Source organism: Streptomyces erythrochromogenes, assembly GCF_040684695.1.
Classification (GTDB): Bacteria; Actinomycetota; Actinomycetes; order Streptomycetales; family Streptomycetaceae; genus Streptomyces; species Streptomyces erythrochromogenes_C.
Genome location: NZ_JBFBGM010000003.1, coordinates 74,138 through 95,143, shown reverse-complemented (window position 1 = coordinate 95,143; position 21,006 = coordinate 74,138). Strand labels below are relative to the sequence as shown.

The window sequence follows — 21,006 nt, the reverse complement described above, 5'->3', positions numbered from 1 at the left end:
CGCCGGATCGGGATGGTGCCGGCTCTGGAGGGGTCAGCGCGGCGCCGGGACGATCCGGAAGACCGGGTGGTCTCCGGCGATCGCCCGGATCTCGGCGTCGGACGCCTTCGCGTCGACGCCGCGGAAGAACTGGTTGACCTCCCAGCCCCACTTCTCCAGGTAGGTGCGCAGGATCGCGGCCTTCTCGACCGGGTCGGTGATCTCGACGACGGTGAACGCGCGCACCTTGCGCCCCACGCGCAGCTCGCCGCCGCCCGCGACCCGCATGTTGCGGACCCACTGGGAGTGGCCGCGCGCCGAGACGAGGTACTCGGCGCCCTCGTACGTGTGCGGATTGACCGGGATGCGCTGCAGCTTGCCGGAGGTGCGGCCGCGCACCGAGAGCTCGGCGCTGCCGGCCAGGCTGATCCCGACGCGGGCCAGCTTGCCGAAGAACGCGTTGAAGCGGGTGACGAGCGGGCCGGCCTGGACGTAGTACGGGGTGGTGGGCGCGTTCACGATGACCTCCGGGCCGTCTTCTGCGTTGCCGTCGTCTGCACTTCGAGAGCACTGCTCTCGCTTGATTCCAGTGTGCACTGGATCGGTGCGCCAAAGCAAGAGCAGTGCTCTCGAAAGAGAGCGGTAATCCGTTTCCTGGGCGGTGCTCCGCCCGCGTGGCACACTGGCCCGCATGAACACCGTGCGAGGGGCCAGGGAACGGGCCCGCATCGAGGTCACCGCCGCCATCAAGGACGAGGCGCGCCGCCGGCTGGCGGCCGAAGGGGCCGCCAAGCTCTCCCTGCGCGCCGTCGCCCGCGAACTCGGCATGGTCTCCTCCGCCCTCTACCGCTACTTCCCGAGCCGCGACGAGCTGCTGACCGCGCTCATCATCGACGCGTACGACAGCCTCGGCGGCGCCGCCGAGGAAGCCGACGCCCGGGCCCTCGCCGCCGGCGCCGCGCCCCGCGACCGCTGGATCGCCGCCTGCGAGGCCGTCCGCACGTGGGCGCTGGAGCACCCGCACGAATACGCCCTGGTCTACGGCTCCCCGGTCCCCGGCTACAGCGCCCCCGACGACACCGTCGGACCCGCCTCCCGGGTCGGCAACGTCCTCATCGGCATCGTCCGCTCCGCCTACGAGGGGCGCGGCCTCGCCCTCCCGCCGCTGCCGTCCGCCCTCGGTCCCGAAGCCGCCCGGATGGCCGCCGACTTCGCCGAGGGCCTGCCCCCGGCGGTCGTCGCCGCGCTCGTCGCCGCCTGGGCGCAGCTGGCCGGGCTGGTCTCCTTCGAACTGTTCGGCCAGTTCAACCGGGTCGTCGAGGAACGGTCCGCCTTCTTCACCCACGCGGCGGGGCAGTTGGCGCACGGGGTCGGACTGACCGCGGTATGAGCGCCGTATGACCGCCCTATGACAGGAGGGCGGGGGAGGGGTGCGCCCCTGCGGGAATTCACGTGATGGGGCGATGGCTCGCTCGTCTGTTCCTCGGGCCAATCCAGGAGGTTCAGCCTTGAACGACGGGCCGTCCGTCTAGTGTTCCTCGGGTCCCCCCACCCCGCCTCCACCGGAGGAAACGTTCATGCCTCGCGCCGAGAAGGCCTTGTACGCCGTCCTGGCCACCGTCTTACTGGCGGCGCCGGCGCCCTCCGTCGCCACGTCGCCGCGCGAGGCGTCCACCGGGTCCGCGCGGGCCGCCTCCCCGGCGCCCGGCCCGCCGCCCACCCCCCGGATGCCCGGCGTGCGGGGCCTGGAGATCGGCGTCCCCGCCTACGTGATGGCGAACGACCGGATGCTGACCGACCTCACCGCCGCCGCCCCGGCCCCCTCCGTGGTCGTCCTCAACCCGGGCAACGGCGACGCCCCCTTCGGCGCCCCCTGGCGGGCCCGCGCCGACGCGCTCCGCGCCCGCACCACCTCCACCGGCGAGCGGACCAAGGTGCTCGGATACGTCCACACCGACCACGGCAACCGCGACATCGCCGCCGTCAAGGCCTCCGTCGACAACTACCTCAAGACCCCCGACGGCCGCCTCCACGTCGACGGCATCTTCTTCGACGTCGTCAGCCGCGACTGCGGCCCCGCCAACGCCACCCGCGACCACTACGCCGAGCTGCGCCGCTACGTCCAGGACACCATGGATGCCGTGGACCCCGCCGCCCCCGACCTCGTCGTCAACAACCCCGGCACCGCCATAGCCGACTGCTACCTGGAGCCCGGCCGGCGCACCGCGGACGTCTTCGTCACCTACGAGGACACCTACGCCGCGTACACCGGAGCCGGCTGGCTCGGCGGCAACGTCTTCGACCACGACTCCGGCTACCGGCCCGGCACCGAACTCGACCCGAGCGGAACGGCGTTCTGGCACCTGGTCCACGACGTCCCCGACGACACGGCGATGCGCGCCACCCTCCGCACGGCCTTCGACCGGGGCGCCGGCTACGCCTACGCCACCGACACCGTCATGCCCAACCCCTGGAACACGGGCCCGACATGGAAGTACACCTCCCAGACCAGGTACGCGGCCACGCTCGGCTAGGGCGGCGGTGGCCGGGACCGTACATGCGGAATGCGGAATGCGGAATGCGGCAGCGGGCGCCGGGGCGGTCTGCGTGCATGGCCGCATGACCGCCGTGATCACCAGTCTCGTCGGCGTGCTCGGTACGCTGCTCGGCTCGGTGGTGACGCACGCGTTCCAGCAGCGCTCCGCGCGGCGCACCGAACGGAACGCCCTCGATGCGCAGCGCCGTCAGGAACGGCTCGACGCCTGCGGCGCGTACGCGGGCCTGCTCGTGGAGCTGATCACCGACGACACCGATCCCGGCACCGCACCTGATCCCCGGCCCTGCGGGCCTGGGGAGCACCCACGGCGCCGGACGCCGTAAGAGCCGCCCGACCCGCCCTGCACCGGGGGTCAGCAGGTCGAGTGGAAGAGGCCGCCCACGGGCCGGCCCGCGGCCGCCAGGGTGTTGTAGAGGGCGGCGGCCGCCCGGGTCTCCCGCACGTGCACGTCCACACCCGCCTCCCGGAGCAGCTCCGCGGTCGGCGGTGCGACCCCCAGCCGCTCCTGCATGCCGAGGCTGAGGACGACGACCGCCGCTCCGCGCTCCAGCAGCTCGCGGACGTCACCGGGCTGGATCCCGGGGGAGTGGCGGGTGCCGTGCACGGCCCAGTCCCACGGGTGGCCGCCGCCCGGATACAGGACGAAGTCCTTGCCGGGTGCGAGGCCCCCGACTTCCATCAGGCCCCATTCCAGGCGGCTGATCCTCGGGGACGCGGCCGCGTCCGACGGTTCGGGGCCCCCGGTGTCGTCGGCGGTGTCGGGATCGGTCGTGGTCATGCGGCCCAGCATCGCAGCCGTGATGATCACGCGCGCGGGCTTCTCGCGGAGTGGGACGGGCCCGGCCGGGGTCAGCGGTAGTCGTCCGGGTGGCCCTGCATCCAGGTGTTGATCTTGTCCCGGGTGTCGATCAGCAGGGTCTGGTGCGCCTTCAGGTTCGGGAAGCTCCGGTCGCCGCCGAGCTCCGCGTCGAGCTTCGCGATCAGCGCGATCGGTTCCGGGAAGTGCCCCGGCCCCTTCGGGTCCGCCTTCATCGCCGCGTCCAGGCCGCGCAGTTCGTCGTGGACGCGCCCGAGGAAGTAGGCGCATTCGGACGGCGTGCACGAACCGCCCAGCGTCGCCTGAAGCCCGGCGAAGGCGTCCCGGACCTTCTCCGGCGGCGAACCGGGCAGGGCGGAGGCGCCCGGTCCGCCGCTCGCCGGGGGCGCCGCCGGGCCCGGAGCCGACCCGCCCGGTGCCGGGGACGCGGACTGCGTCGTGGCGGCGGACGCCGCAGCGGCCGGGGAGGAGGCCGGGGCCGAGGACGCCGAGGGCGCGGTGCCCCGCGCAGTCGGTTCCGCGTCGCAGGAGACCGCGAACCCCGCCAGGAACACCACGGCCACCGCCGCACCGCGCAGTGTGGAACCGAACACCAGCCACCCCCATGATCGTCGAGGAGGCGACCATAACCGCTCCTCGGCGCCGCCCCGCGGCCAAGGCCCGCCCCGCCGCGGGGATCAGATCCCGGCCGTCTCCGTCCACAGCGCGGCCAGCGACAGGTCGCCCGTCACGCCCGGCCCCGCCAGCGGCAGCCGGTTCCACAGCGCCGCGTACAGCCAGGCCGCCTCGCCCGTCACCTTGCAGTCCACCGGATCGCCCGTGTCGCCCAGCACCGTGCGCGCGGGTGCCGCAGACAGGTGTACGGTCCACGCCGCACCCGTGTCGGCGGCGCGGATCCGCATCGTCCGCGGCTCCGCGGTCCGCACCCGGCTGCGCGGCCGCGCGTGGAAACCGGTGAGGAGCTCCTCCACCCCGTCCTCCGCGAACTCCGGCGCGAGCGGCGAGAAGACGACGCCCAGCGCGGCCTCCGCGTCCATCCGGTGCACGGCGGTCTCGTGGGCCTGCCGCCGGGCCCAGAACGCCAGCGGCGACGGCGGGGCGGTCGGGAGGAAGGTCCAGCACTGCACGTCGGCCGGTGCCTCGGTCAGCGTCCGCACCAGGTCCGCGTGGCCCTCCCGGAACCACGCCAGGAGCTCCCCGCCGACCAGTTCCGGCGCCTCCGGGAAGCCCGTCGGCTCCAGATGCCGCTCCCCGACGTACCCGGCGGCCCAGCGGTGCACCGCCCCCGTGTGCCGCAGCAGGTCGGTGACGTGCCACCCCGGACAGGAGGGGACGAAGGCGTCCGTACCGGCCCGTTCGGCCACCTCCGCGAGCAGCTCGCCCTCCCGGGCGAGGGTCTTCACGTACTCAGTGATCTCCATACCGGGAGTCTTATCAGCCCCGGCGCCGACAATGGAGGGATGGACGCAGGGACGGACGGGGAACTCTTCCCGCGCGAGCGGACCGTGATCGCCCCCGGTGCGGTGCACGTGCCCGACTGGCTGGGGGCCGCCCGGCAGGGCGACCTGCTGGCGGCCTGCCGTGCGTGGGCCCGGCCGCCGGCCGGCCTGCGCACCGTGCGCACCCCGGGCGGCGGGGTGATGACCGCCCGGCAGGTGTGCCTGGGCCTGCACTGGTACCCGTACGGCTACGCCCGCACCGCCGTCGACGGGGACGGCGAACCGGTCAAGCCGATGCCGCAGTGGCTCGCCGAACTGGGGCGGGAGGCGGTGGCCGTCGCCTACGGGGTGCCGCCGGACCCCCTCGCGGCCGCCTACGACATCGCGCTGATCAACTTCTACGACGGGGACTCCCGCATGGGCATGCACCGTGACGCGGAGGAGAAGTCCCCGGCGCCGGTCGTCTCGCTCAGCCTCGGCGACAGCTGCCTGTTCCGCTTCGGGAACACCGGGTCCCGCGGGCGCCCGTACCGGGACGTCGAACTGCGCAGCGGGGACCTCTTCGTCTTCGGCGGCCCCAGCCGCTCCGCCTACCACGGGGTGCCGAAGGTCCTGCCGGGAACGGGTCCGCGGGCGCTCGGGCTGACCGGGCGGCTCAACATCACGCTCCGGGTCGGCGGGCTGGGCTGAGGGGCGGCGTACGGCACGCCCCGATCATGCGAGGATCGATGCCATGAACGGCAACGGGGCCCCGCCGCGGGTGGGGGATGCGACCACGCCATCGGTGTCGAGCACGGGCGCGCGGACCAAGCTGGAACGGGGGCGCGGCGCACTCGGGCCGGCGCTGGAACTCGTCCACACCGGGCGCGCCCCGACCCGTGCGGTCCTGACGGCCGAGCTGGGGGTCACCCGCGCCACCGCCGGCGCGGTCGCGGCCGAGCTGGAGGCGCTCGGGCTGATCCGGGTCGACTCCCGCCCCGGAGCCTCGGGCGGAGCCGGCGGTACCGGCGGGGGCCAGGGGCGCCCCTCGCACCGCCTCTCGGTGGCCGAGGACGGGCCTGTGGCGCTCGCCGCCCAGGTGCACTCCGACGGCTTCCGGGCCGCCCTGGTGGGCCTCGGCGGCCGGATCGTGGCCACCGCCCCCGGAAAGGTCACCGTCTCCGCCGACCCGGCCCAGGTACTCGGCGCCGTCGTACGGGCGGGCGCGGAACTGCTCGCGGACAGCGGCCGCCGCTGTGTCGGAGCCGGGCTCGCGGTCCCCTCGGCGGTCGCCGAACCGGACGGCACGGCGCTGAACCCGCTGCACCTGGCCTGGCCCGCCGGGTCTCCCGTACGCGACATCTTCGCCGAGTGCGTGAAGGACGCCGGGATCGACGGCCCGGCCCTGACCGGGAACGACGTCAACCTCGCGGCGCTTGCCGAGCACCGGCACGGCGCGGGGCGCAGCGCGCAGCACCTGCTGTGCGTGGCCACCGGGCACCGCGGGGTCGGCGGCGCCCTGGTGCTGGACGGCCGCCTGCACAGCGGCAGTTCGGGCCTGGCCCTGGAGGTCGGCCACCTCACCGTGAACCCCGAGGGGCGGGCCTGCCACTGCGGCGGCCGGGGCTGCCTGGACGTGGAGGCGGACCCGCTGGCCTTCCTCACCGCGGCGGGCCGCAGCCCCGGCCCCGAGGTCTCGCTGCTCCAGCAGGCCCGTGACCTGCTGCGCGAGGAGCCCGAGGAACCGGCGGTACGGGCGGCCACGGAAGAGCTCATCGACCGGCTCGGCCTGGGCCTCGCGGGCCTGGTGAACATCCTGAACCCGGACCGGATCATCCTGGGCGGGCTGCACCGGGAACTGCTCTACGCGGACCCGGAGCGGCTCCGGGCGGTCGTCGCGGACCGCAGCCTGTGGGGACGCAGCGGCGGCGTGCCGATCCTGCCGTGCACCCTGGACCACAACAGCCTGGTCGGCGCGGCGGAACTGGCCTGGCAGCCCGTCCTCGACGACCCGCTGGGCGCCCTCGCCTAGAGAGAGATCAGCCGGGGCGGACCGCGACCGGCGAGGGCGCCGGCACCACGGCCGGCACCACGGCCGGGACCGTGGCCGGGACCGTGGCCGGATCGACGGCCACGACCACCGTGCGCGCCGGTTCCGGTACGGGCCTGGCCGCGATCGAGACCGGGAGCGTCGCCACCACCGGCGCGGGCACCGCGGTCAGGGAGAACCAGACCGCCTTGCCGGGCCCGTCGGACCGTTCGCACACTCCCCAGGCCTCACTGAGGGCCTCCACGAGGGCGAGCCCGCGTCCGCTGGTCTCCAGCAGCCCGGCCTGCGTCGGGCGCAGCACCGGGAGCCGCGGATCGCTGTCGATGACCGAGACCGTCAGCCGCCCGAGCCGCAGCTCGATCTCGACGACGCAGGTCTTGTCCGGCTGCGCGTGGCGGTGGACGTTGCCCAGCAGCTCCGTCACGCCGAGCGCAGCCCGGTCTATGAGCGGATCGAGCTGCCAGTGGCGCAGCTGGGCCGAGACGATTCTGCGGATTTGGCCGATCCGCGACGGCGAGGCCTGCAGTTCGACGACGCAGTGCCTGCGGGAATGACTGATCACGGCTGCGACTCCCCGACATGAGTGTTACGGGTGCTGCACCCTCGGTAATCCTCCACCAGGGTCACCCACGGTGCCGCGCAGTGCAACCGAACGCGATCGAAAGCGATCCGCATGGATACCCAAAGTGACTGTTTGTGCAGGTGGGAGAGGTACATTGCGAAAGGAGGGGCGAAAGAGACCCATGAAGGAGCGCGGCGCATGAGCACCACCGGCACTACCGGCACCACCGGCACCGGGACCACCACCGGTACGACCGCCACGACCGTCGATGTCGACCGCAGCGACGCGGACTACCGCGCCTGGCTCAAAGAGGCCGTGCGCAAGGTCCAGGCCGACGCGAACCGCTCGGCGGACACGCACCTGCTGAAGTTCCCGCTCCCCGAGGCGTGGGGCATCGACCTCTACCTCAAGGACGAGTCCACGCACCCGACGGGCTCCCTCAAGCACCGCCTCGCGCGCTCGCTGTTCCTGTACGCCCTCTGCAACGGCTGGGTCCGGCCGGGCCGCCCCGTCATCGAGGCGTCGTCCGGCTCGACCGCCGTCTCCGAGGCGTACTTCGCCAAGCTGATCGGTGTCCCGTTCATCGCCGTCATGCCGCGCACGACCAGCCCGGAGAAGTGCCGCCTCATCGAATTCCACGGCGGCGAATGCCACTTCGTGGACGACCCGATGAAGATGTACGAGGAGTCGGCGGAACTCGCCGCCCGCACCGGCGGGCACTACATGGACCAGTTCACCTACGCGGAGCGGGCCACCGACTGGCGCGGCAACAACAACATCGCGGAGTCGATGTACCAGCAGCTGAAGCTGGAACGTTTCCCCGAGCCCGCCTGGATCGTGGCGACCGCCGGCACCGGCGGCACCTCGGCGACCATCGCGCGCTACGTGCACTACATGCAGCACGACACCCGCATCTGCGTCCCCGACCCGGAGAACTCCTGCTTCTTCGAGGGCTGGACCCGCAACGACCCCGACGCGAGCAGCGATTGCGGCTCGCGCATCGAGGGTATCGGCCGCCCGCGGATGGAACCGAGCTTCGTGCCCGGCGCCATCGACCGGATGATGAAGGTCCCGGACGCGGCGAGCGTCGCCGCCTGCCGCGCGCTGGAGACGGCCATAGGGCGCAAGGCGGGCGGCTCGACCGGCACCGGCCTGTGGAGCGCCCTGAAGATCGTCTCGGAGATGGTGGCCGAGGGCCGTACCGGAAGCGTCGTCACCCTGCTGTGCGACCCGGGCGACCGCTACCTGGACAAGTACTACTCCGACGCGTGGGTGGCGGCGCAGGGGCTCGACCTCGCCCCGTACGCGCAGACCCTCGACACGCTGCTGTCGACGGGTGTCTGGCGCGAACCGACCGCCTGAGGCCCGGGCCGGAGGGGCCGGCGGATCAGGGTCGGACACCCCCTAGGAGCTGCCCCACTCCCACATGCTGTGCACCACCGGCTCCAGGGCGCGGCCCCGGCCGGTGAGGACGTAGCGGACCCGGGGCGGCCAGCCGGGGGTGCGGTGGCGCTCGACGACGCCCACCCGGGTCAACTGGGCCAGCCGGTCGGAGAGGACCTTGTCGGAGAGGGCGGGCAGGGCCGCGGACAGCTCGGAGTAGGTGGCCTGGCCGCGGCGCAGGAACTCCCGCAGGACCAGCGGCGTCCACCGGCCGGCCAGCGCGGTGAGGGTGACGTCGACCGGGCAGTGCGGCTCACCGGCGGGCGGGTGCGGGACGAGGGCGCTGTCCGGACAGTCGGCCAGGGGGCCGTCCTGGGCGCCCGCCGCTGCGTGTCCAACCGTTTGGTGAGTCACGAAAGCCCCTCATAACGTCCGTTGCGAACAGCCCGCCCGTGCACCTCCAGGGGGTCCTTGTGCGCATCCATCATCTCAACTGCGGTTCCCTCCGCACGATCCCGCCCCTCGGCGGACCGTCCGCACCGGACACCGCGCGGCGCGAACTGCCCGCCGTCTGCCACTGCCTGCTCATCGAGACGGACGAGGACGGACCGGTCCTGGTCGACACCGGCCTCGGCACCGCCGACCTGCACCGGCCCGACCGGACGCTGAGCGCCGACTGGGTGGCCTACGCCCGGCCCGTGCTGGACCCGCGGGAGAGCGCGCTGCACCAGCTCGCCGGCCTGGGGTACGAGCCCCGGGACGTGCGGCACATCGTCCTCACCCACCTCCACCGCGACCACACGGGCGGACTGGCGGACTTCCCCCACGCGCGGGTGCACGTGCACCCCGACGAGTACCGGGCCGTCACCGACCCGTCCGCCGCGCACCACCGGCACAGCCTCGACCGCTTCATGCCGGCGCACCGGGCGCACGGCCCGCAGCTGTCACCGGCGACCGCGGACGGGCGCACGACGTGGTTCGGCTTCCCCGGCGCGGCCCGACCGCAGGGGCTGCGCGCCGAGCTGCTGCTGGTGCCGCTGCCCGGCCACTCGGCCGGACACGCGGGCGTCGCGGTGCGCGCCGACGACGGCCACTGGCTGCTGCACGCGGGCGACGCGTACACCTACCACGGCGAACTCGACCACACGCCGCCGCTCGCCCACCCCGTCTTCGAACCGGTCCAGCAGGGCGCACAGACCGACGCCGCGGCACGCACCGAGACCCTCGACCGCCTGCGCGCCCTGGTCCGCGACCACTCCGACGAGGTCACCGTCTTCAGCGCGCACGACCCGTGGGAGTACGCACGCCTCGCCGCGGTCAACGCCCCGTCGCGCGGCGGTCGCTGAGGCGGGCGTCCAGGGCGCGGACCGCCGTGCGGAAGGAGTGGCCCAGGCCCGGGCGGGCCACGGTCAGCGCCAGGCGGAACGCGACCGGGCCGTCCGCGGCGAAGGTCCAGCGCACGTGCGTGCCCGAGCCGGCCGGAGCGATCCGCCACTCCTCCAGCAGGGCGCGGACCCCGGGGGCGTTGGTGGTGTCGACCCGGTACGCGTAGCGCTTCTCCGGATCCGCGGCCATGATCGTCTCCTGCATGCGCACCCCGCCCAGCAGCTTGATCTCGCGGCCGCCCCCGCCGTACGTGGGGCGGGCCAGCGTCACCGCCCGGAACCAGTCGGGCCAGCCCTCCACTTCCTCGGCGAGCGCCTGGTACACGGCCTCGGGCGGCGCCGCCGCCTCGGCGGCGAACACCAGCCGGACGGGCGCGTCGTCGATGAAGTCCAGCCCCACCGGGCGGAGTCGGCGAGCCATGGCGGTACCTCCTTGGTGCGATCCGGACGGATGTGCGCGTCACCATAGCCGGGCGCCCACGAGATGTCCGCTGCGCTCCGCCCGTGTTCTCCCCGCGGGAGGTCGCGCACGACGGCTCGTGCGCCGTACGCCCCGGTTTCCACCGGCGGTTCCCCCGTACGGGGCCTGGGCAGCGCTCCTGCCGCGCGGGATCCTGGAGCAGCGCCGATCCCCACGCGAGCGGAGGCCTGCGTGCCCGACCGCCCCCACACCGACCCGCCCCTCGCCCTCGAACTCCTCGTCCACGGCGTCGCCGGAGCTTCTCCGGCCGAGCTGCTCGGCGACCCGCGCACCGTCCGCGTCACCGGCGACTCCACCGCCGCCGTGTTCCGCCGCACCGACGACGCCGACGCCGAAGCCCACCCCGAGCGGTACGCCGGACTGCCCGTCCCCGAGGCCTACTGCTGGTCCCGGCTCACCTCCGGCAACGGCGCCCGCGCCCTGTGGCTGCTGCTCCTGCCCTTCATGGTGGCCAACCTCGCCCACTGGGCCCGCCCGGCCGCCCCCACCGGGCCCGGCGCCGACCCCGCGCCGCGCGCGGTGCGCACCTACGGGGTCCTCGTACGGATCCTCGCGCTCAGCCTGACCGTCCTGCTGATCGCGGCCGCCTGCGAGGTCGCCCTCGACCTCGTCGCCTGGCAGTGCGCCGGCTCCGCGACCTGCACCGCCACCGGCTCCCGGCTCGGCTTCCTCGCACCCGACGGCGGCGGCTGGTGGTCCCCGCCGGGACGCCGCCTCGCCCTCGGCGCACTCGTGCCGACCGCGCTGACCGGGTTGCTCTGGTACCTGTCCAACCGCACCTGGAGCGCCTACGAATCCCAGCCGCCGCCCGCCGGCACCGCCGACCCGGACACCGCCTCCGACACCGCGCCCGCGCTCGGCCGCCCCGGATTCTGGTACGGGCGCCGCATCGTGGCCCGGCTGCGGGCCGCGCACACCGCGGCCGGACTGCTCACCGTCGCGGTGGCCGTCTCCGCGCCCACCGCCGCCCACGACCGACGGACCGCGGCGACCGCCCCGGCCCTCGAAGCCCTCGGTTGGATCACCCAGGCCCTCCTCGCCGCGGGGGCCGTCACCGTCGCCTGGGTCGTCTGCCGGCGCGGCCGCAGCGAGGACCGCCCCGACCACCGCCTCGACCGGGCCGCCGTCTGCCTGCTGCCCGGCGCCGCCCTCGCCCTCCTCGCCGCCGTCCTGCTGCACGCCTGCTGGTCACGCCCGGGCTGGACCTCCGCGGGGCGGCTCCCCGGCGACTTCGCCTTCGGCGTGATCATGCTCGGCCAGGGCCTCTGCGCGCTCGCCCTCGCTGTCGTCGCCCGCCACCTGCACCGCAGGGCCCCCGATCCGGCGGCCGCCCTGCGCGGCCTGGGCGGCCCCGCCGTGGCCATGCTCGGCTGCGCCCTCGGCGGAGTGATGTCGGGCGGGGTCGCCCAGCGCGTCGCCGACTGGATGGACGGCGGAGCCACCCCCGGGATGGCCGGCGCCCCGCTGCCCGGGCCGCCCGTCCTGCTCTCCTGGCAGGCAGCCGTCCTGCCCCCGCTGCTCCTCGTGGTGGCGCTGCTCGCCGCCTGGTTCGCGGCGCGGGCGGCCCGTACCCGGCGGCGCCTCGCCGCGGCCGTCGCCGCCGAATACCCGGGCGCGAGTCCCGACGTGGCGCGCAGCCGCAGCATCGCCGGGGCCCGGACGGCCGCCGCGCTCACCGACTCCGCGCCGTGGTTCGTCGCGGCCGTCTCCGGGATCACCCTGGTGCTCGGCGCGGGCGCGCTGGCCGGCGCCTGGCTCAGCGGACAGGTCCCGGGCGAAGCCGCCCGCGGGACCCCGCCGCTGCTGGAGGCCGCCGCCCGCGCCGCGCAGGACGCCGGGTCCTGGCTCATCGGCCTCGGCATCGCCCTCTTCGTCGCCTGGGGCCGCCGCGCCTACCGCGACCCGGCCGCCCGGCGGACCATAGGGATCCTCTGGGACGTCGGCACCTTCTGGCCGCGCGCCGCCCACCCCTTCGCACCGCCCTGCTACGCCGAGCGCGCCGTCCCCGACCTGACCTGGCGGATGGCCGGCTGGACCGGCCGCACCGGCGGCCGGCTGGTGATCTCCGGGCACTCGCAGGGCAGCGTGCTCGCCGCGGCCGCCGTCTGGCAACTCCCGCCGCCCGTGCGCCGCCGGGTCGCGCTGCTCACCTACGGATCCCCGCTCGCCCGCCTCTACGGCCGCTGGTTCCCCGCCTACTTCGGCCCCGCACAGCTCGCCGCCCTGCACCGCGACGTCGACTGCTGGCGCAACCTCTGGCGCGCCACCGACCCCATCGGCGGACCCGCGCTCCCCGGCCCCGACTCGGCGGAGGTGGACCGCGGCCCGCTCGCCGACCCGCTCGCCTACGGGCGCAGCGCCCACCACCCGCTGCCCGCGCCGATCCTCGGCCACGCCGACTACCAGGCGGACCCCGCCTTCGCCGCCGAACGGGCCGCCCTGCTCGCCCGGCTGGAGCGGGCCGTGCAGGCCGCCCGGGCCGGAGAACCCCGCCCGGCGGCAGCCGGCGGAGTACCCGATCAGCGCCCCGGCGTCAGCAAGGGGTGGGCAGCTTCGGCAGATCCGCCGGGAACAGCAGGGTGAGTTCGTCCGTGCTCGGCTCCGACAGCTGGGCCACCCGCCCCGCGTGCCGCTCCACCATCGACTCGAAGGTCTGGCGCGCGGTGCGGCCGTTGCCGAAGGCGGGACCCTTGGGCAGCTCCGTGAAGTACGTCAGCAGGGCCTCGGCGGTGCCCTCCCCGAGGCGGTACTCGTGCTCCTCCGCCTGCTGCTCCACGATCCGCAGCAGTTCCCCGGGGCCGTAGTCGCCGAAGGCGATGGTCCGGGAGAACCGCGAGGCCACACCCGGGTTGACGGTCAGGAAGCGCTCCATCTCGGCCGTGTATCCGGCGACGATCACCACCACCGCGTCCCGGTGGTCCTCCATCAGCTTCACCAGCGTGTCGATCGCCTCGCGCCCGAAGTCCCGGCCCGAGTCCTCCGGGGCCAGCGCGTACGCCTCGTCGATGAACAGCACCCCGCCGCGCGCCCGCTCGAAGGCCTCCTGCGTGCGGATCGCCGTGGACCCGATGTGCTCGCCCACCAGGTCCACGCGGGACACCTCGACCAGGTGCCCGCGCTCCAGTACCCCGAGGGAGGCGAGGATCTCGCCGTACAGCCGGGCGACGGTCGTCTTGCCCGTACCGGGGGAGCCCGTGAAGACCAGGTGGCGGCGGACCGAGGCGGCCTTGAGGCCCGCCTGCTGCCGCCGCCGGCCCACCTCGATCATGTCGGTGAGCGCCCGCACCTCGCGCTTGACGCTGTCCAGGCCCACGAGCCCGTCGAGCTGCCCCAGTACCGCACCGGACGGCCGCGCCGCCGGCTCCGCAGCACCCGTCCCACCCGGGTCCGCGGGCCGCGGTACGGACGCCGGCGCCGCGGGGGCGGGCTGCGCCGCGGGGCTCCGCGCCGCGGTGACCGTACGGACCCCGCTCTGCGCGCCGGTGAAGCCGCCGCCCGGGGCCGGCTGGGCCGCCTGCCGCGGGCCCGAACCGTCGCCGGTGCACTCCTCGACGACGGGGCCGTCCTCCGGGAACTCGTAGCCGCCGCGGGCGCAGCGCTCCGTGTGGCAGCGGGTCAGCGTGGTCCGGCAGCCGTCGAGGACGTGGAAGCCGAAACCGGAACTGTCCGTCACCCGGCAGGCCGTGAAGGTGCCGCGGCCGCCCGCCGACACGTAGAAGCCCGCCTCGGCCGGGGAGGTGACCGTGCAGCGCTCCAGAACGGGGTCGGCGCCCTTGCTGACGATCACACCGGTCTGCACGGCGTCGACGGTGCAGCCGGTGAGGGCGCCGCCGCTGCCGTGGTCGCGGAACCAGGCCCCGGTGCCCGCCTCGCGGATGCGGCAGTCCTCCAGCCGCGCGGTGGCCCCGTCGCTCACGGAGACCGCGGTGTTGCGGACCTGGGACAGGTCGCTGTCGGTGACCTCGACGGCCGACCCCCGGTCCAGTACGAAGAGCGCGTCGGGCACGTCGTGCACCCGGCAGGAGTCCAGCGAGGCCGTGGCCCCGTCGCTGACCCACACCGCCGGATAGTCCCCGGTGCTGTCGTGGATCTCGCAGGACTCGGCGTCGACCCGGGTGCCCGGGTCCCACACGGACAGGCCGTTGCGCCCGAACCGGCGCACCGAGGTCCGGCTGAGGGTGAGGACCGAACGCGACCTGAGGTCCACCGCGTTCTCCGGGATGTCGTGGATGTCGCACCCGGCCAGGCTGAGCACGGCATCGGTGTCGAGCGTGACCCCGTCGGCCGTGGTGCGGTGCACCGCGCAGTCGGTGAGGCGTGCGGCGGCGCGTGCGGCGATCTGCACTCCGGCGCCCCTCACCTCGTACACCTCGCACCCCAGGGCCTCCAGGCCCGAGCCCTCGCCGGTGACCGCGATGCCCGCGCCCGTGGAGTGGTGGATGCGGCAGCGCTCCAGCCGGGGCCGGCCGCCGCCGCGGACCGAGAACCCGGTCTGGCCCGAGGCCACGACCTCGCACTCCTCGAACACCCCGCCGCCGCCGTCCAGCACGGCGATGCCGACGCCGGCCGGGTTCTCCACGGTGCAGCGGCGCACCAGGGGCCTGGCGCCGGGGCCGCGCACCTCGATGCCGGCCGCCGAGTGGGTGCTCACGCGCAGGTCGCAGAGCTCGGGGGAGCCGTCCTCCACCAGCAGCGCCGGCGCCGCCCGGTCCTGGCCCTCCAGGTGGAGGTCCTGCACCACGGCCGAGGCGCGCAGGGTCAGGGCGACGCCGTCGAGCGGCGCGATCCGCACCGAACCCGAGCCGTCCTCGGGCCCGCGCAGGGTGACGGCGTGGTGCAGCACCAGGTTCTCCCGGTAGGTGCCCGGGGCGATGGACAGCACGTCTCCGTCGCCCGCCACGGCGAGCGCGGCGGTCAGCGTCGGATATTCACCGGAGCGGCGCCGCCACCGCGACGAGCCGCCGTGCGTCACCTGGACCGTGCCCTGAACCATGGTGCTGTCGTGCCCCCACCCTCGTGCTCGCGCTGCCGATGCGGCCGGAGCCGCTGATGTCCGAGGCCACTCGAGAGGCTGCTGCCACGGGAGCGACCGGTCCGGCGGCTCCACCGTAGCGCGCGCGGAGCGGATGAGCTGCCAGGTCAGCCACCTGCGTCCGCCCGGCCCCAGTCCGGCCCGGCCGCCGCCCATGCCCGGTCCAGACGTATGTACCGACGATGCATGAGCCGTCGTACGACCAGGCGGCGGACGGTCACGGCCATGACGGCCACCGCGGCCGCGGCGGCCAGGCCCGCCGTCCCCGCGTGGAAGGAGGCGGCCGACGGGTCGAGCGGCCGGCCCACCACCCGCCCCCGGGTGTCGGTCCAGATGCGGAACCGGTCGCCGGTGCGCGGCGGTTCCTCCGCGGCCGGCACCGTGCCCTCGTGGCTGCTGCCGTCGGGCGCGGTCCACGAGGCCACGATCTGCGTGCGCCGGGGGGACGTCCGCTGCGCCGAAGGCTCGGCGGAGGCCTCCTCGGCCGGGGCCGGCGCGGGCCGGACCACCACGGCCGGGACGAGGTGGCGCTCCTGCCGCTGCGCGTACGCGGCCTGCTGGAGCGTCCCGTCCACGCGCAGGCCCGCGACCCAGCCGACGGCCGGAGCCACCACCACGACGCACACCAGCGCCGCGAACGCCACCCAGGCCTCGAAGAGATCGGTCGGCCGACGCAGCGGATTGCGCCGCCAGCGCCACACACCCATTGCTGTCCGCACGGTCCGGCTCCCCCTACTTGCGCCAGTCTCCGTCTGTCTGTGCGCGCCCACGCCTTCCGCGGGCCCCGGGGGACGCGTTCCGGGACGCACGGGACATGTGCCACCCGATCCGGACCCGGTCGTCCGGTGTCACTGCCCGTGCGGGTGCCCACGTGTTCCGACTGCTCCAACGGCCTGGTCACGCCGGTTGGTTCCAGCTCGGGGAAGGAGCCCCTCGAAGGTGTCATTCCTGTGGTCCGGTCGCCGCCCGGGGGCGGCCCGTCAGGCCAGGACGCGGACCTCGTCGCCGACGTGCAGGGTGCCCGTCCGCAGGGGCACCAGCAGCCGCCCGAAGGCCAGCGACTTGCCGATCCGCCGGTGCCGGGCGAGGGTCTTCAGCGGTTCCCTGCCGCGCTCCGCCGTCCGCTGGTCCGTGGTGGTCACCACGCACCGGCCGCATTCACGCGCCCCGCGGAAGAGGGCGTCGCCGATCGCGATGCGCTGCCAGCCGTCCTCCGCCCAGGCCTCGGCCCCCGAGACGACCACATTGGGACGGAACCGGTTCATGGGCAGGGGACCCTCCTCGGGATGGTCCCCCTGCGCGATCAGCGAGTTGAGCGCGTCCAGCGAGGCGAGCGTCGTGAGCAGCAGCGGGTAGCCGTCGGCCAGGCTCACCGTCTCGCCCGGCAGTGCGTAGTCGGGATCCACCGGACGACGTACGGCCGGGTCGTCCAGGTGCACGAGCCGAACCGGAACCCCGAGGAACGCGCTGAACCAGTCGGCCGCGGCCCTCGCCGCGACCACGGTCTCGACCTTCTTCCCGAACAGCGACACCGGCTCCAGCGGACCCGGCTCGGGCACCTCCACGACCAGCTCCGCCATGTCCGGAGCGGTCACCGCGATCCGGCCGCCGCCCAGCGGGCGCGCCGACGCCAAGGCCATCCGGGCATGGCGGCGTTGGGTCAGGACCGTGCCCTCGGGGTCGATCAGGGCCCACCGCCGGTCCCCGGACAGCCCCCAGGGCTCCACGGCCACCGCGTCGGGAGCGGTCCCCGCCACCGACTTGACGGGGTGGACGTGGAGGGCCTGAACGTGCAACTTCGACATGGGGGCATACTGCCAGCCCGCTACGCCGTCCCGGCGCGCGCGAGGGGCCCGGTCAGTAGCCGCGTCCCTGGTAGGGGCGGCCGTAGGGATCCTCGTAGGAGGCGCCCGCCACCGGAGCCGGCACCTGCATGGGGCGCGGCGCGGCCGGACGCATCGCCTCGTAGCCGGTGGCCATGGCCGCCGGGCGGGGCTGCTGCGGCTGGGGCTGCGGCACGTATCCCGCGCGGGCCGCGACCGGCTGCTGCTGCGGAATGTAGGGAGCGGGCGCGTTCTGCAGCGGCATCGGCTGCGGGGCGGCCTGCTGCTGGTACGGGTACCCGTACGCCGGAGCCTGCTGCTGAGGGGTGGCAGGCGGCAGTGCGGGCAGGGCCGACGGGAGGGCCGGCAGGTACCCACCGCTCGAATAACCCGCGCTCGGGGACTCGTAGGCGGCCGGGACGCGGATCGGGGCGATCTGCGGAGTGCCGCGTTCGGCGACGAGGGAGTCGTAGATGGGGGTGTCCGGGAAGGAGGGCGCGGAGTAGTAACCGCCGCCATAAGTGGAGCGGGGGGAGGTCATGAGACATAAGTTAAGCCCACGAATTCACCGGGTCCATAGCGAGGTGCCGTCAACACCGCGCTGACCTGCATATTCGCAGGTCAGAGCCACAGCTTTCACTTGGCGTTCACGTGCACGATTTCGCCACTTCCATCCCACCTTGGTCCAACTCGTACCCACCGGTTGTGCGTTGCACCGACTTCTTGCTGACGCAGCGTCACAACGCGGTGACCTCGGATGACGTGGGTCCGGGCGGCGCTCCGTCGTTTCAGGCGTCGCTCGGGCGGGCATAGGTGCGGCCCTTCCACGACGCGCCCCGCCCGCGGTAGTGCTGGACGGCGGAGTCGACGGTCATCAGCAGGTACAGCAGCGCCGTGAACGGAAGCAGCGGCGCGAGCGCGGCTGACCGGCGGTAGTGGCGCAGCATCGGCAGGTAGGTGCCGGCCATCAGCAGCCAGGCGAGGCCGCCCGCCCACGCGGTCGCGGGGCGCCCGGTGGCCAGGCCGGCCAGCAGGGCGGCCGGAGGCACCAGGTAGACCAGCGTCAGCCCGGCGACCGTCCCGGCCAGCAGCAGGGGCTGGTGGCGCAGTTGGGCGTACGCGCTGCGCGAGACCATCCGCCACAGGTCCGCGAGCGCCGGGTAGGGGCGGATGCTGTCCACCCGCTCCGCGAGCCCGAGCCAGATCCGGCCGCCGGAGTCCTGGACGGCGCGGGCCAGGGAGACGTCGTCGATGACGGCCTGGCGGATGCGGTCGGGGACCCCCGCCCGCACGGCGGCACTGGTGCGCAGCAGCACGCAGCCGCCCGCGGCCGCGGCGGTCCGCGCGGAGGGCCGGTTGATCCGGCGGAAGGGGTAGAGCTGGGCGAAGAAGTAGACGAAGGCCGGAACGACGAGCCGCTCCCACGGGCCGGCGGTGCGCAGGCGTGCCATCTGCGAGACGAGGTCGAGGTCGGCGGAGGTCGCGGCGGCGACCAGTTCGCGCAGACTGTCCGGTTCGTGCGCGATGTCGGCGTCGGTGAGCAGGAGGAAGTCGGGTTCGGTGGCGTGCGCGGTACGCGCCAGGGAGATGCCGTGGCGCAGCGCCCACAGCTTGCCGGTCCAGCCGGGGGCCGGGTCGCCGGGGGAGACGACGGTGAGCGGGAGGCCCGGCTGCTCGGCGGCGATCCGCAGGGCGAGCGCGCCGGTGCCGTCCGTGCTGCCGTCGTCGACGAGGACGACCTCGGCCTCACCCGGATAGTCCTGGGCGATGAGGGAGGGCAGGCTCAGCGGCAGCACCCCGGCCTCGTCCCGGGCGGGTACGACGATCGCGACGGACGGCCAGTGGGCGGGGGCGGAGCGGGCGGGGAGCCGGACGTCGGTGCGCCAGAACATGCCGTGGGCGAGGGCGAGCCAGAGCCATGCGGCGAGGGAGGCGAAGGACGCGGCGGTGAGGAGGCCCATGGCGGCAGTGTGCCGCGCCGCCGGTGGCCTGTCGCGCATCCGCCGCCCCCGGGTGCGGCGTCCCTCCCGGGGGGTGGGCGGAAAGGGCATCGCGGTGCCCCGCGGCCGAGCCGTGCCCACAGCCGGGCCCCCGGCCCCGGGGCGCGGGCGGGTGCGCGTGCCCGGGGGTGGGCGGAGACAGCGGTGGTGAGCGGCCGGGGGTGTTGCCCCTCGCGGGCAGGCCCCGGGGCGGTGGGCGGCCCCGGCCGGGACGGACGTGGGGGTGCGTGGCCTTTCGGCGGACGAGGCGGCCTGCGAGCACGGTGGCGCGCCGCGCCGCCGTGGCAGCGGGGCGCAGGTGGGGTGAGGTGTCGTGGGTCGGCGTGCCCCGGGCGGGCGGGTGTGGCGCGGCCGCCGGTGGTGGGCGGTTCCGGGTGCGGGTGGGGTGAGGTGCCGCGGGCCGGCGGGGCGCGCTGACCGGCTGGTGTCCGTCGGCGGGGCGGGGTCCGGGCGGTGGCGCGCGGGGGTGGGGTACGGCCGGTGCCGGGTCCGGCCGGAGCCGGGGTCGACTAAGGTGGCCGGGTGAAGATCGCGCTCATGGACTCCGGAATCGGCCTCCTCGCGGCGGCCGCGGCGGTGCGGCGGCTGCGGCCGGACGCGGATCTGGTCCTCTCCTCCGACCCCGACGGGATGCCCTGGGGTCCGCGGACCCCCGAGGACCTCACCGGGCGGGCGCTGGCCGTGGCCCGGGCCGCCGCCGAGCACCGTCCCGACGCGCTGATCGTGGCCTGCAACACCGCCACCGTCCACGCCCTGGAGGCCGTACGGGCGGAGCTGGAACCGGACATCCCGGTCATCGGGACCGTACCGGCGATCAAGCCCGCCGCGGCGGCCGGCGGCCGCATGGCCATCTGGGCCACCCCCGCCACCACCGGCAGCCCCTACCAGCGCGGGCTGATCCGCGACTTCGCCACCGGCGCCCGGGTCACCGAGGTGCCCTGCCCCGGGCTCGCCGACGCCGTCGAGGCGGCCGACGACGCCGCCGTGACGGCGGCCGTCGCCGCGGCCGCCGCGCTGACCCCGGCCGACGTCACCGACGTGGTGCTCGGGTGCACGCACTACGAACTGACCGAGGCCCCGATCCGGGCCGCCCTCGCCGCGCGCACCGGGGGAGCGGATCTGGTCTACTACGGCTCCGCCGAGCCCGTAGCCCTCCAGGCGCTGCGCCGCCTCGGCGTCACCGCCGAGCCCGGCCTGCCGCGCACGGGCGGCCTGACCGTCCTCCACAGCGGCCGCGAGGCGGCCCTGCCCGCCGCCGCGTTCGCGTACGCGGAGGGCCGACTGCTGGCGGGCCAGGGCGCGCCCGTCGCCTGACCCACCCGCCCGCCACGGCGTTGCGGGGAGGCCGCGCGAACTGCCGTGCGGCCGCGCGAACTGCCGTGCGGCCGCGTGAACCGCCGTGCGGCCGCCGCCCGGCCGGGGTGATGCGACCCCGCTGCCCGCCGCCCCGCTCAGGCCCCTGATGCCCGGTGGGTCCGGGCGTGCGGGTCGTCACGCGGGCACCGCACCACCCCCGTAG

General features: G+C 75.1%; 21 protein-coding genes. 9 read left to right on the top strand and 12 right to left on the bottom strand.

Annotated elements, in window-relative coordinates; genetic code table 11:
* Positions 1 to 33 precede the first annotated feature (33 nt).
* A complete protein-coding gene (locus AB0O53_RS07700; protein WP_365193835.1) occupies positions 34 to 498 on the bottom strand; it encodes a nitroreductase/quinone reductase family protein in 465 nt (154 codons plus the stop codon).
* 172 nt (positions 499 to 670) lie between these two features.
* On the opposite strand from AB0O53_RS07700, the gene AB0O53_RS07695 reads away from it, so the two are divergent.
* The 3 genes from AB0O53_RS07695 to AB0O53_RS07685 all read left to right on the top strand — a co-directional run bounded on the left by AB0O53_RS07695 (position 671) and on the right by AB0O53_RS07685 (position 2,859).
* Entirely contained in the window at positions 671 to 1,369 is a 699-nt protein-coding gene (locus AB0O53_RS07695) for a TetR/AcrR family transcriptional regulator (protein ID WP_365193832.1), read from the top strand.
* 187 nt (positions 1,370 to 1,556) lie between these two features.
* A complete protein-coding gene (locus tag AB0O53_RS07690; protein WP_350991257.1) occupies positions 1,557 to 2,513 on the top strand; it encodes a spherulation-specific family 4 protein in 957 nt (318 codons plus the stop codon).
* Between the two features lie 85 nt (positions 2,514 to 2,598).
* Positions 2,599 to 2,859 carry a hypothetical protein gene (locus tag AB0O53_RS07685; RefSeq protein ID WP_350991259.1) on the top strand — a complete coding sequence of 87 codons (261 nt, stop codon included), beginning with the start codon at positions 2,599 to 2,601 and terminating at the stop codon, positions 2,857 to 2,859.
* A 29-nt stretch (positions 2,860 to 2,888) separates the two neighbouring features.
* On the opposite strand, the gene AB0O53_RS07680 is transcribed toward AB0O53_RS07685, so the two are convergent.
* The 3 genes from AB0O53_RS07680 to AB0O53_RS07670 form a co-directional block, all read right to left on the bottom strand.
* Positions 2,889 to 3,314: an Mth938-like domain-containing protein gene (locus tag AB0O53_RS07680; RefSeq protein WP_350991261.1), complete on the bottom strand. Its 426-nt coding sequence runs from the start codon at positions 3,312 to 3,314 to the stop codon at positions 2,889 to 2,891.
* 71 nt (positions 3,315 to 3,385) lie between these two features.
* Positions 3,386 to 3,946: a hypothetical protein gene (locus tag AB0O53_RS07675; RefSeq protein ID WP_350991263.1), complete on the bottom strand. Its 561-nt coding sequence runs from the start codon at positions 3,944 to 3,946 to the stop codon at positions 3,386 to 3,388.
* An 84-nt stretch (positions 3,947 to 4,030) separates the two neighbouring features.
* Positions 4,031 to 4,774 (bottom strand): maleylpyruvate isomerase family mycothiol-dependent enzyme, encoded by a 744-nt coding sequence (locus AB0O53_RS07670; protein WP_350991265.1) that lies wholly within the window; start codon positions 4,772 to 4,774, stop codon positions 4,031 to 4,033.
* A 39-nt stretch (positions 4,775 to 4,813) separates the two neighbouring features.
* On the opposite strand from AB0O53_RS07670, the gene AB0O53_RS07665 reads away from it, so the two are divergent.
* Together AB0O53_RS07665 and AB0O53_RS07660 are read left to right on the top strand one after the other, a co-directional pair.
* A complete protein-coding gene (locus AB0O53_RS07665; protein WP_365193827.1) occupies positions 4,814 to 5,482 on the top strand; it encodes an alpha-ketoglutarate-dependent dioxygenase AlkB family protein in 669 nt (222 codons plus the stop codon).
* A 43-nt stretch (positions 5,483 to 5,525) separates the two neighbouring features.
* A complete protein-coding gene (locus AB0O53_RS07660) occupies positions 5,526 to 6,803 on the top strand; it encodes an ROK family protein (protein ID WP_031156849.1) in 1,278 nt (425 codons plus the stop codon).
* Between the two features lie 7 nt (positions 6,804 to 6,810).
* On the opposite strand, the gene AB0O53_RS07655 is transcribed toward AB0O53_RS07660, so the two are convergent.
* Positions 6,811 to 7,383, bottom strand: coding sequence for an ATP-binding protein (locus tag AB0O53_RS07655; RefSeq protein WP_350991271.1), 573 nt, complete (start codon positions 7,381 to 7,383; stop codon positions 6,811 to 6,813).
* Positions 7,384 to 7,581: 198 nt separating this feature from the next.
* Between AB0O53_RS07655 and AB0O53_RS07650 the strand changes: the two genes are divergently transcribed.
* Positions 7,582 to 8,745, top strand: a complete 1,164-nt coding sequence (locus AB0O53_RS07650) for a PLP-dependent cysteine synthase family protein (RefSeq protein ID WP_350991273.1) — start codon at positions 7,582 to 7,584, stop codon at positions 8,743 to 8,745.
* A 42-nt stretch (positions 8,746 to 8,787) separates the two neighbouring features.
* On the opposite strand, the gene AB0O53_RS07645 is transcribed toward AB0O53_RS07650, so the two are convergent.
* Positions 8,788 to 9,180, bottom strand: coding sequence for a winged helix-turn-helix transcriptional regulator (locus AB0O53_RS07645; protein ID WP_350991275.1), 393 nt, complete (start codon positions 9,178 to 9,180; stop codon positions 8,788 to 8,790).
* 59 nt (positions 9,181 to 9,239) lie between these two features.
* On the opposite strand from AB0O53_RS07645, the gene AB0O53_RS07640 reads away from it, so the two are divergent.
* On the top strand, positions 9,240 to 10,112 hold the full coding sequence (locus AB0O53_RS07640) for an MBL fold metallo-hydrolase (RefSeq protein ID WP_350991277.1): 873 nt from the start codon (positions 9,240 to 9,242) through the stop codon (positions 10,110 to 10,112).
* Here AB0O53_RS07640 and AB0O53_RS07635 read toward each other — a convergent pair.
* Positions 10,084 to 10,572, bottom strand: a complete 489-nt coding sequence (locus tag AB0O53_RS07635) for an SRPBCC family protein (RefSeq protein WP_350991279.1) — start codon at positions 10,570 to 10,572, stop codon at positions 10,084 to 10,086. The genes AB0O53_RS07640 and AB0O53_RS07635 overlap by 29 nt on opposite strands.
* A gap of 231 nt (positions 10,573 to 10,803) precedes the next feature.
* Between AB0O53_RS07635 and AB0O53_RS07630 the strand changes: the two genes are divergently transcribed.
* Entirely contained in the window at positions 10,804 to 13,215 is a 2,412-nt protein-coding gene (locus AB0O53_RS07630) for a hypothetical protein (protein ID WP_365193823.1), read from the top strand.
* On the opposite strand, the gene AB0O53_RS07625 is transcribed toward AB0O53_RS07630, so the two are convergent.
* The 5 genes from AB0O53_RS07625 to AB0O53_RS07605 all read right to left on the bottom strand — a co-directional run bounded on the left by AB0O53_RS07625 (position 13,166) and on the right by AB0O53_RS07605 (position 19,448).
* On the bottom strand, positions 13,166 to 15,625 hold the full coding sequence (locus tag AB0O53_RS07625; protein WP_365193820.1) for a right-handed parallel beta-helix repeat-containing protein: 2,460 nt from the start codon (positions 15,623 to 15,625) through the stop codon (positions 13,166 to 13,168). The two genes, AB0O53_RS07630 and AB0O53_RS07625, sit on opposite strands and share 50 nt — an antisense overlap.
* A 146-nt stretch (positions 15,626 to 15,771) precedes the next feature.
* Positions 15,772 to 16,383 carry an Rv1733c family protein gene (locus AB0O53_RS07620; RefSeq protein ID WP_350991285.1) on the bottom strand — a complete coding sequence of 204 codons (612 nt, stop codon included), beginning with the start codon at positions 16,381 to 16,383 and terminating at the stop codon, positions 15,772 to 15,774.
* Positions 16,384 to 16,644: 261 nt separating this feature from the next.
* The gene (locus AB0O53_RS07615) at positions 16,645 to 17,469 is read right to left on the bottom strand and encodes an MOSC domain-containing protein (RefSeq protein ID WP_350991287.1); all 825 of its coding nucleotides are present in this window, start codon (positions 17,467 to 17,469) and stop codon (positions 16,645 to 16,647) included.
* Between the two features lie 52 nt (positions 17,470 to 17,521).
* Positions 17,522 to 18,028, bottom strand: coding sequence for a DUF6643 family protein (locus AB0O53_RS07610; protein WP_030818567.1), 507 nt, complete (start codon positions 18,026 to 18,028; stop codon positions 17,522 to 17,524).
* Positions 18,029 to 18,275: 247 nt separating this feature from the next.
* Positions 18,276 to 19,448, bottom strand: a complete 1,173-nt coding sequence (locus AB0O53_RS07605; protein WP_350991289.1) for a glycosyltransferase — start codon at positions 19,446 to 19,448, stop codon at positions 18,276 to 18,278.
* 561 nt (positions 19,449 to 20,009) lie between these two features.
* On the opposite strand from AB0O53_RS07605, the gene AB0O53_RS07600 reads away from it, so the two are divergent.
* On the top strand, positions 20,010 to 20,801 hold the full coding sequence (locus AB0O53_RS07600) for a glutamate racemase (protein WP_350991291.1): 792 nt from the start codon (positions 20,010 to 20,012) through the stop codon (positions 20,799 to 20,801).
* Positions 20,802 to 21,006 lie beyond the last annotated feature (205 nt).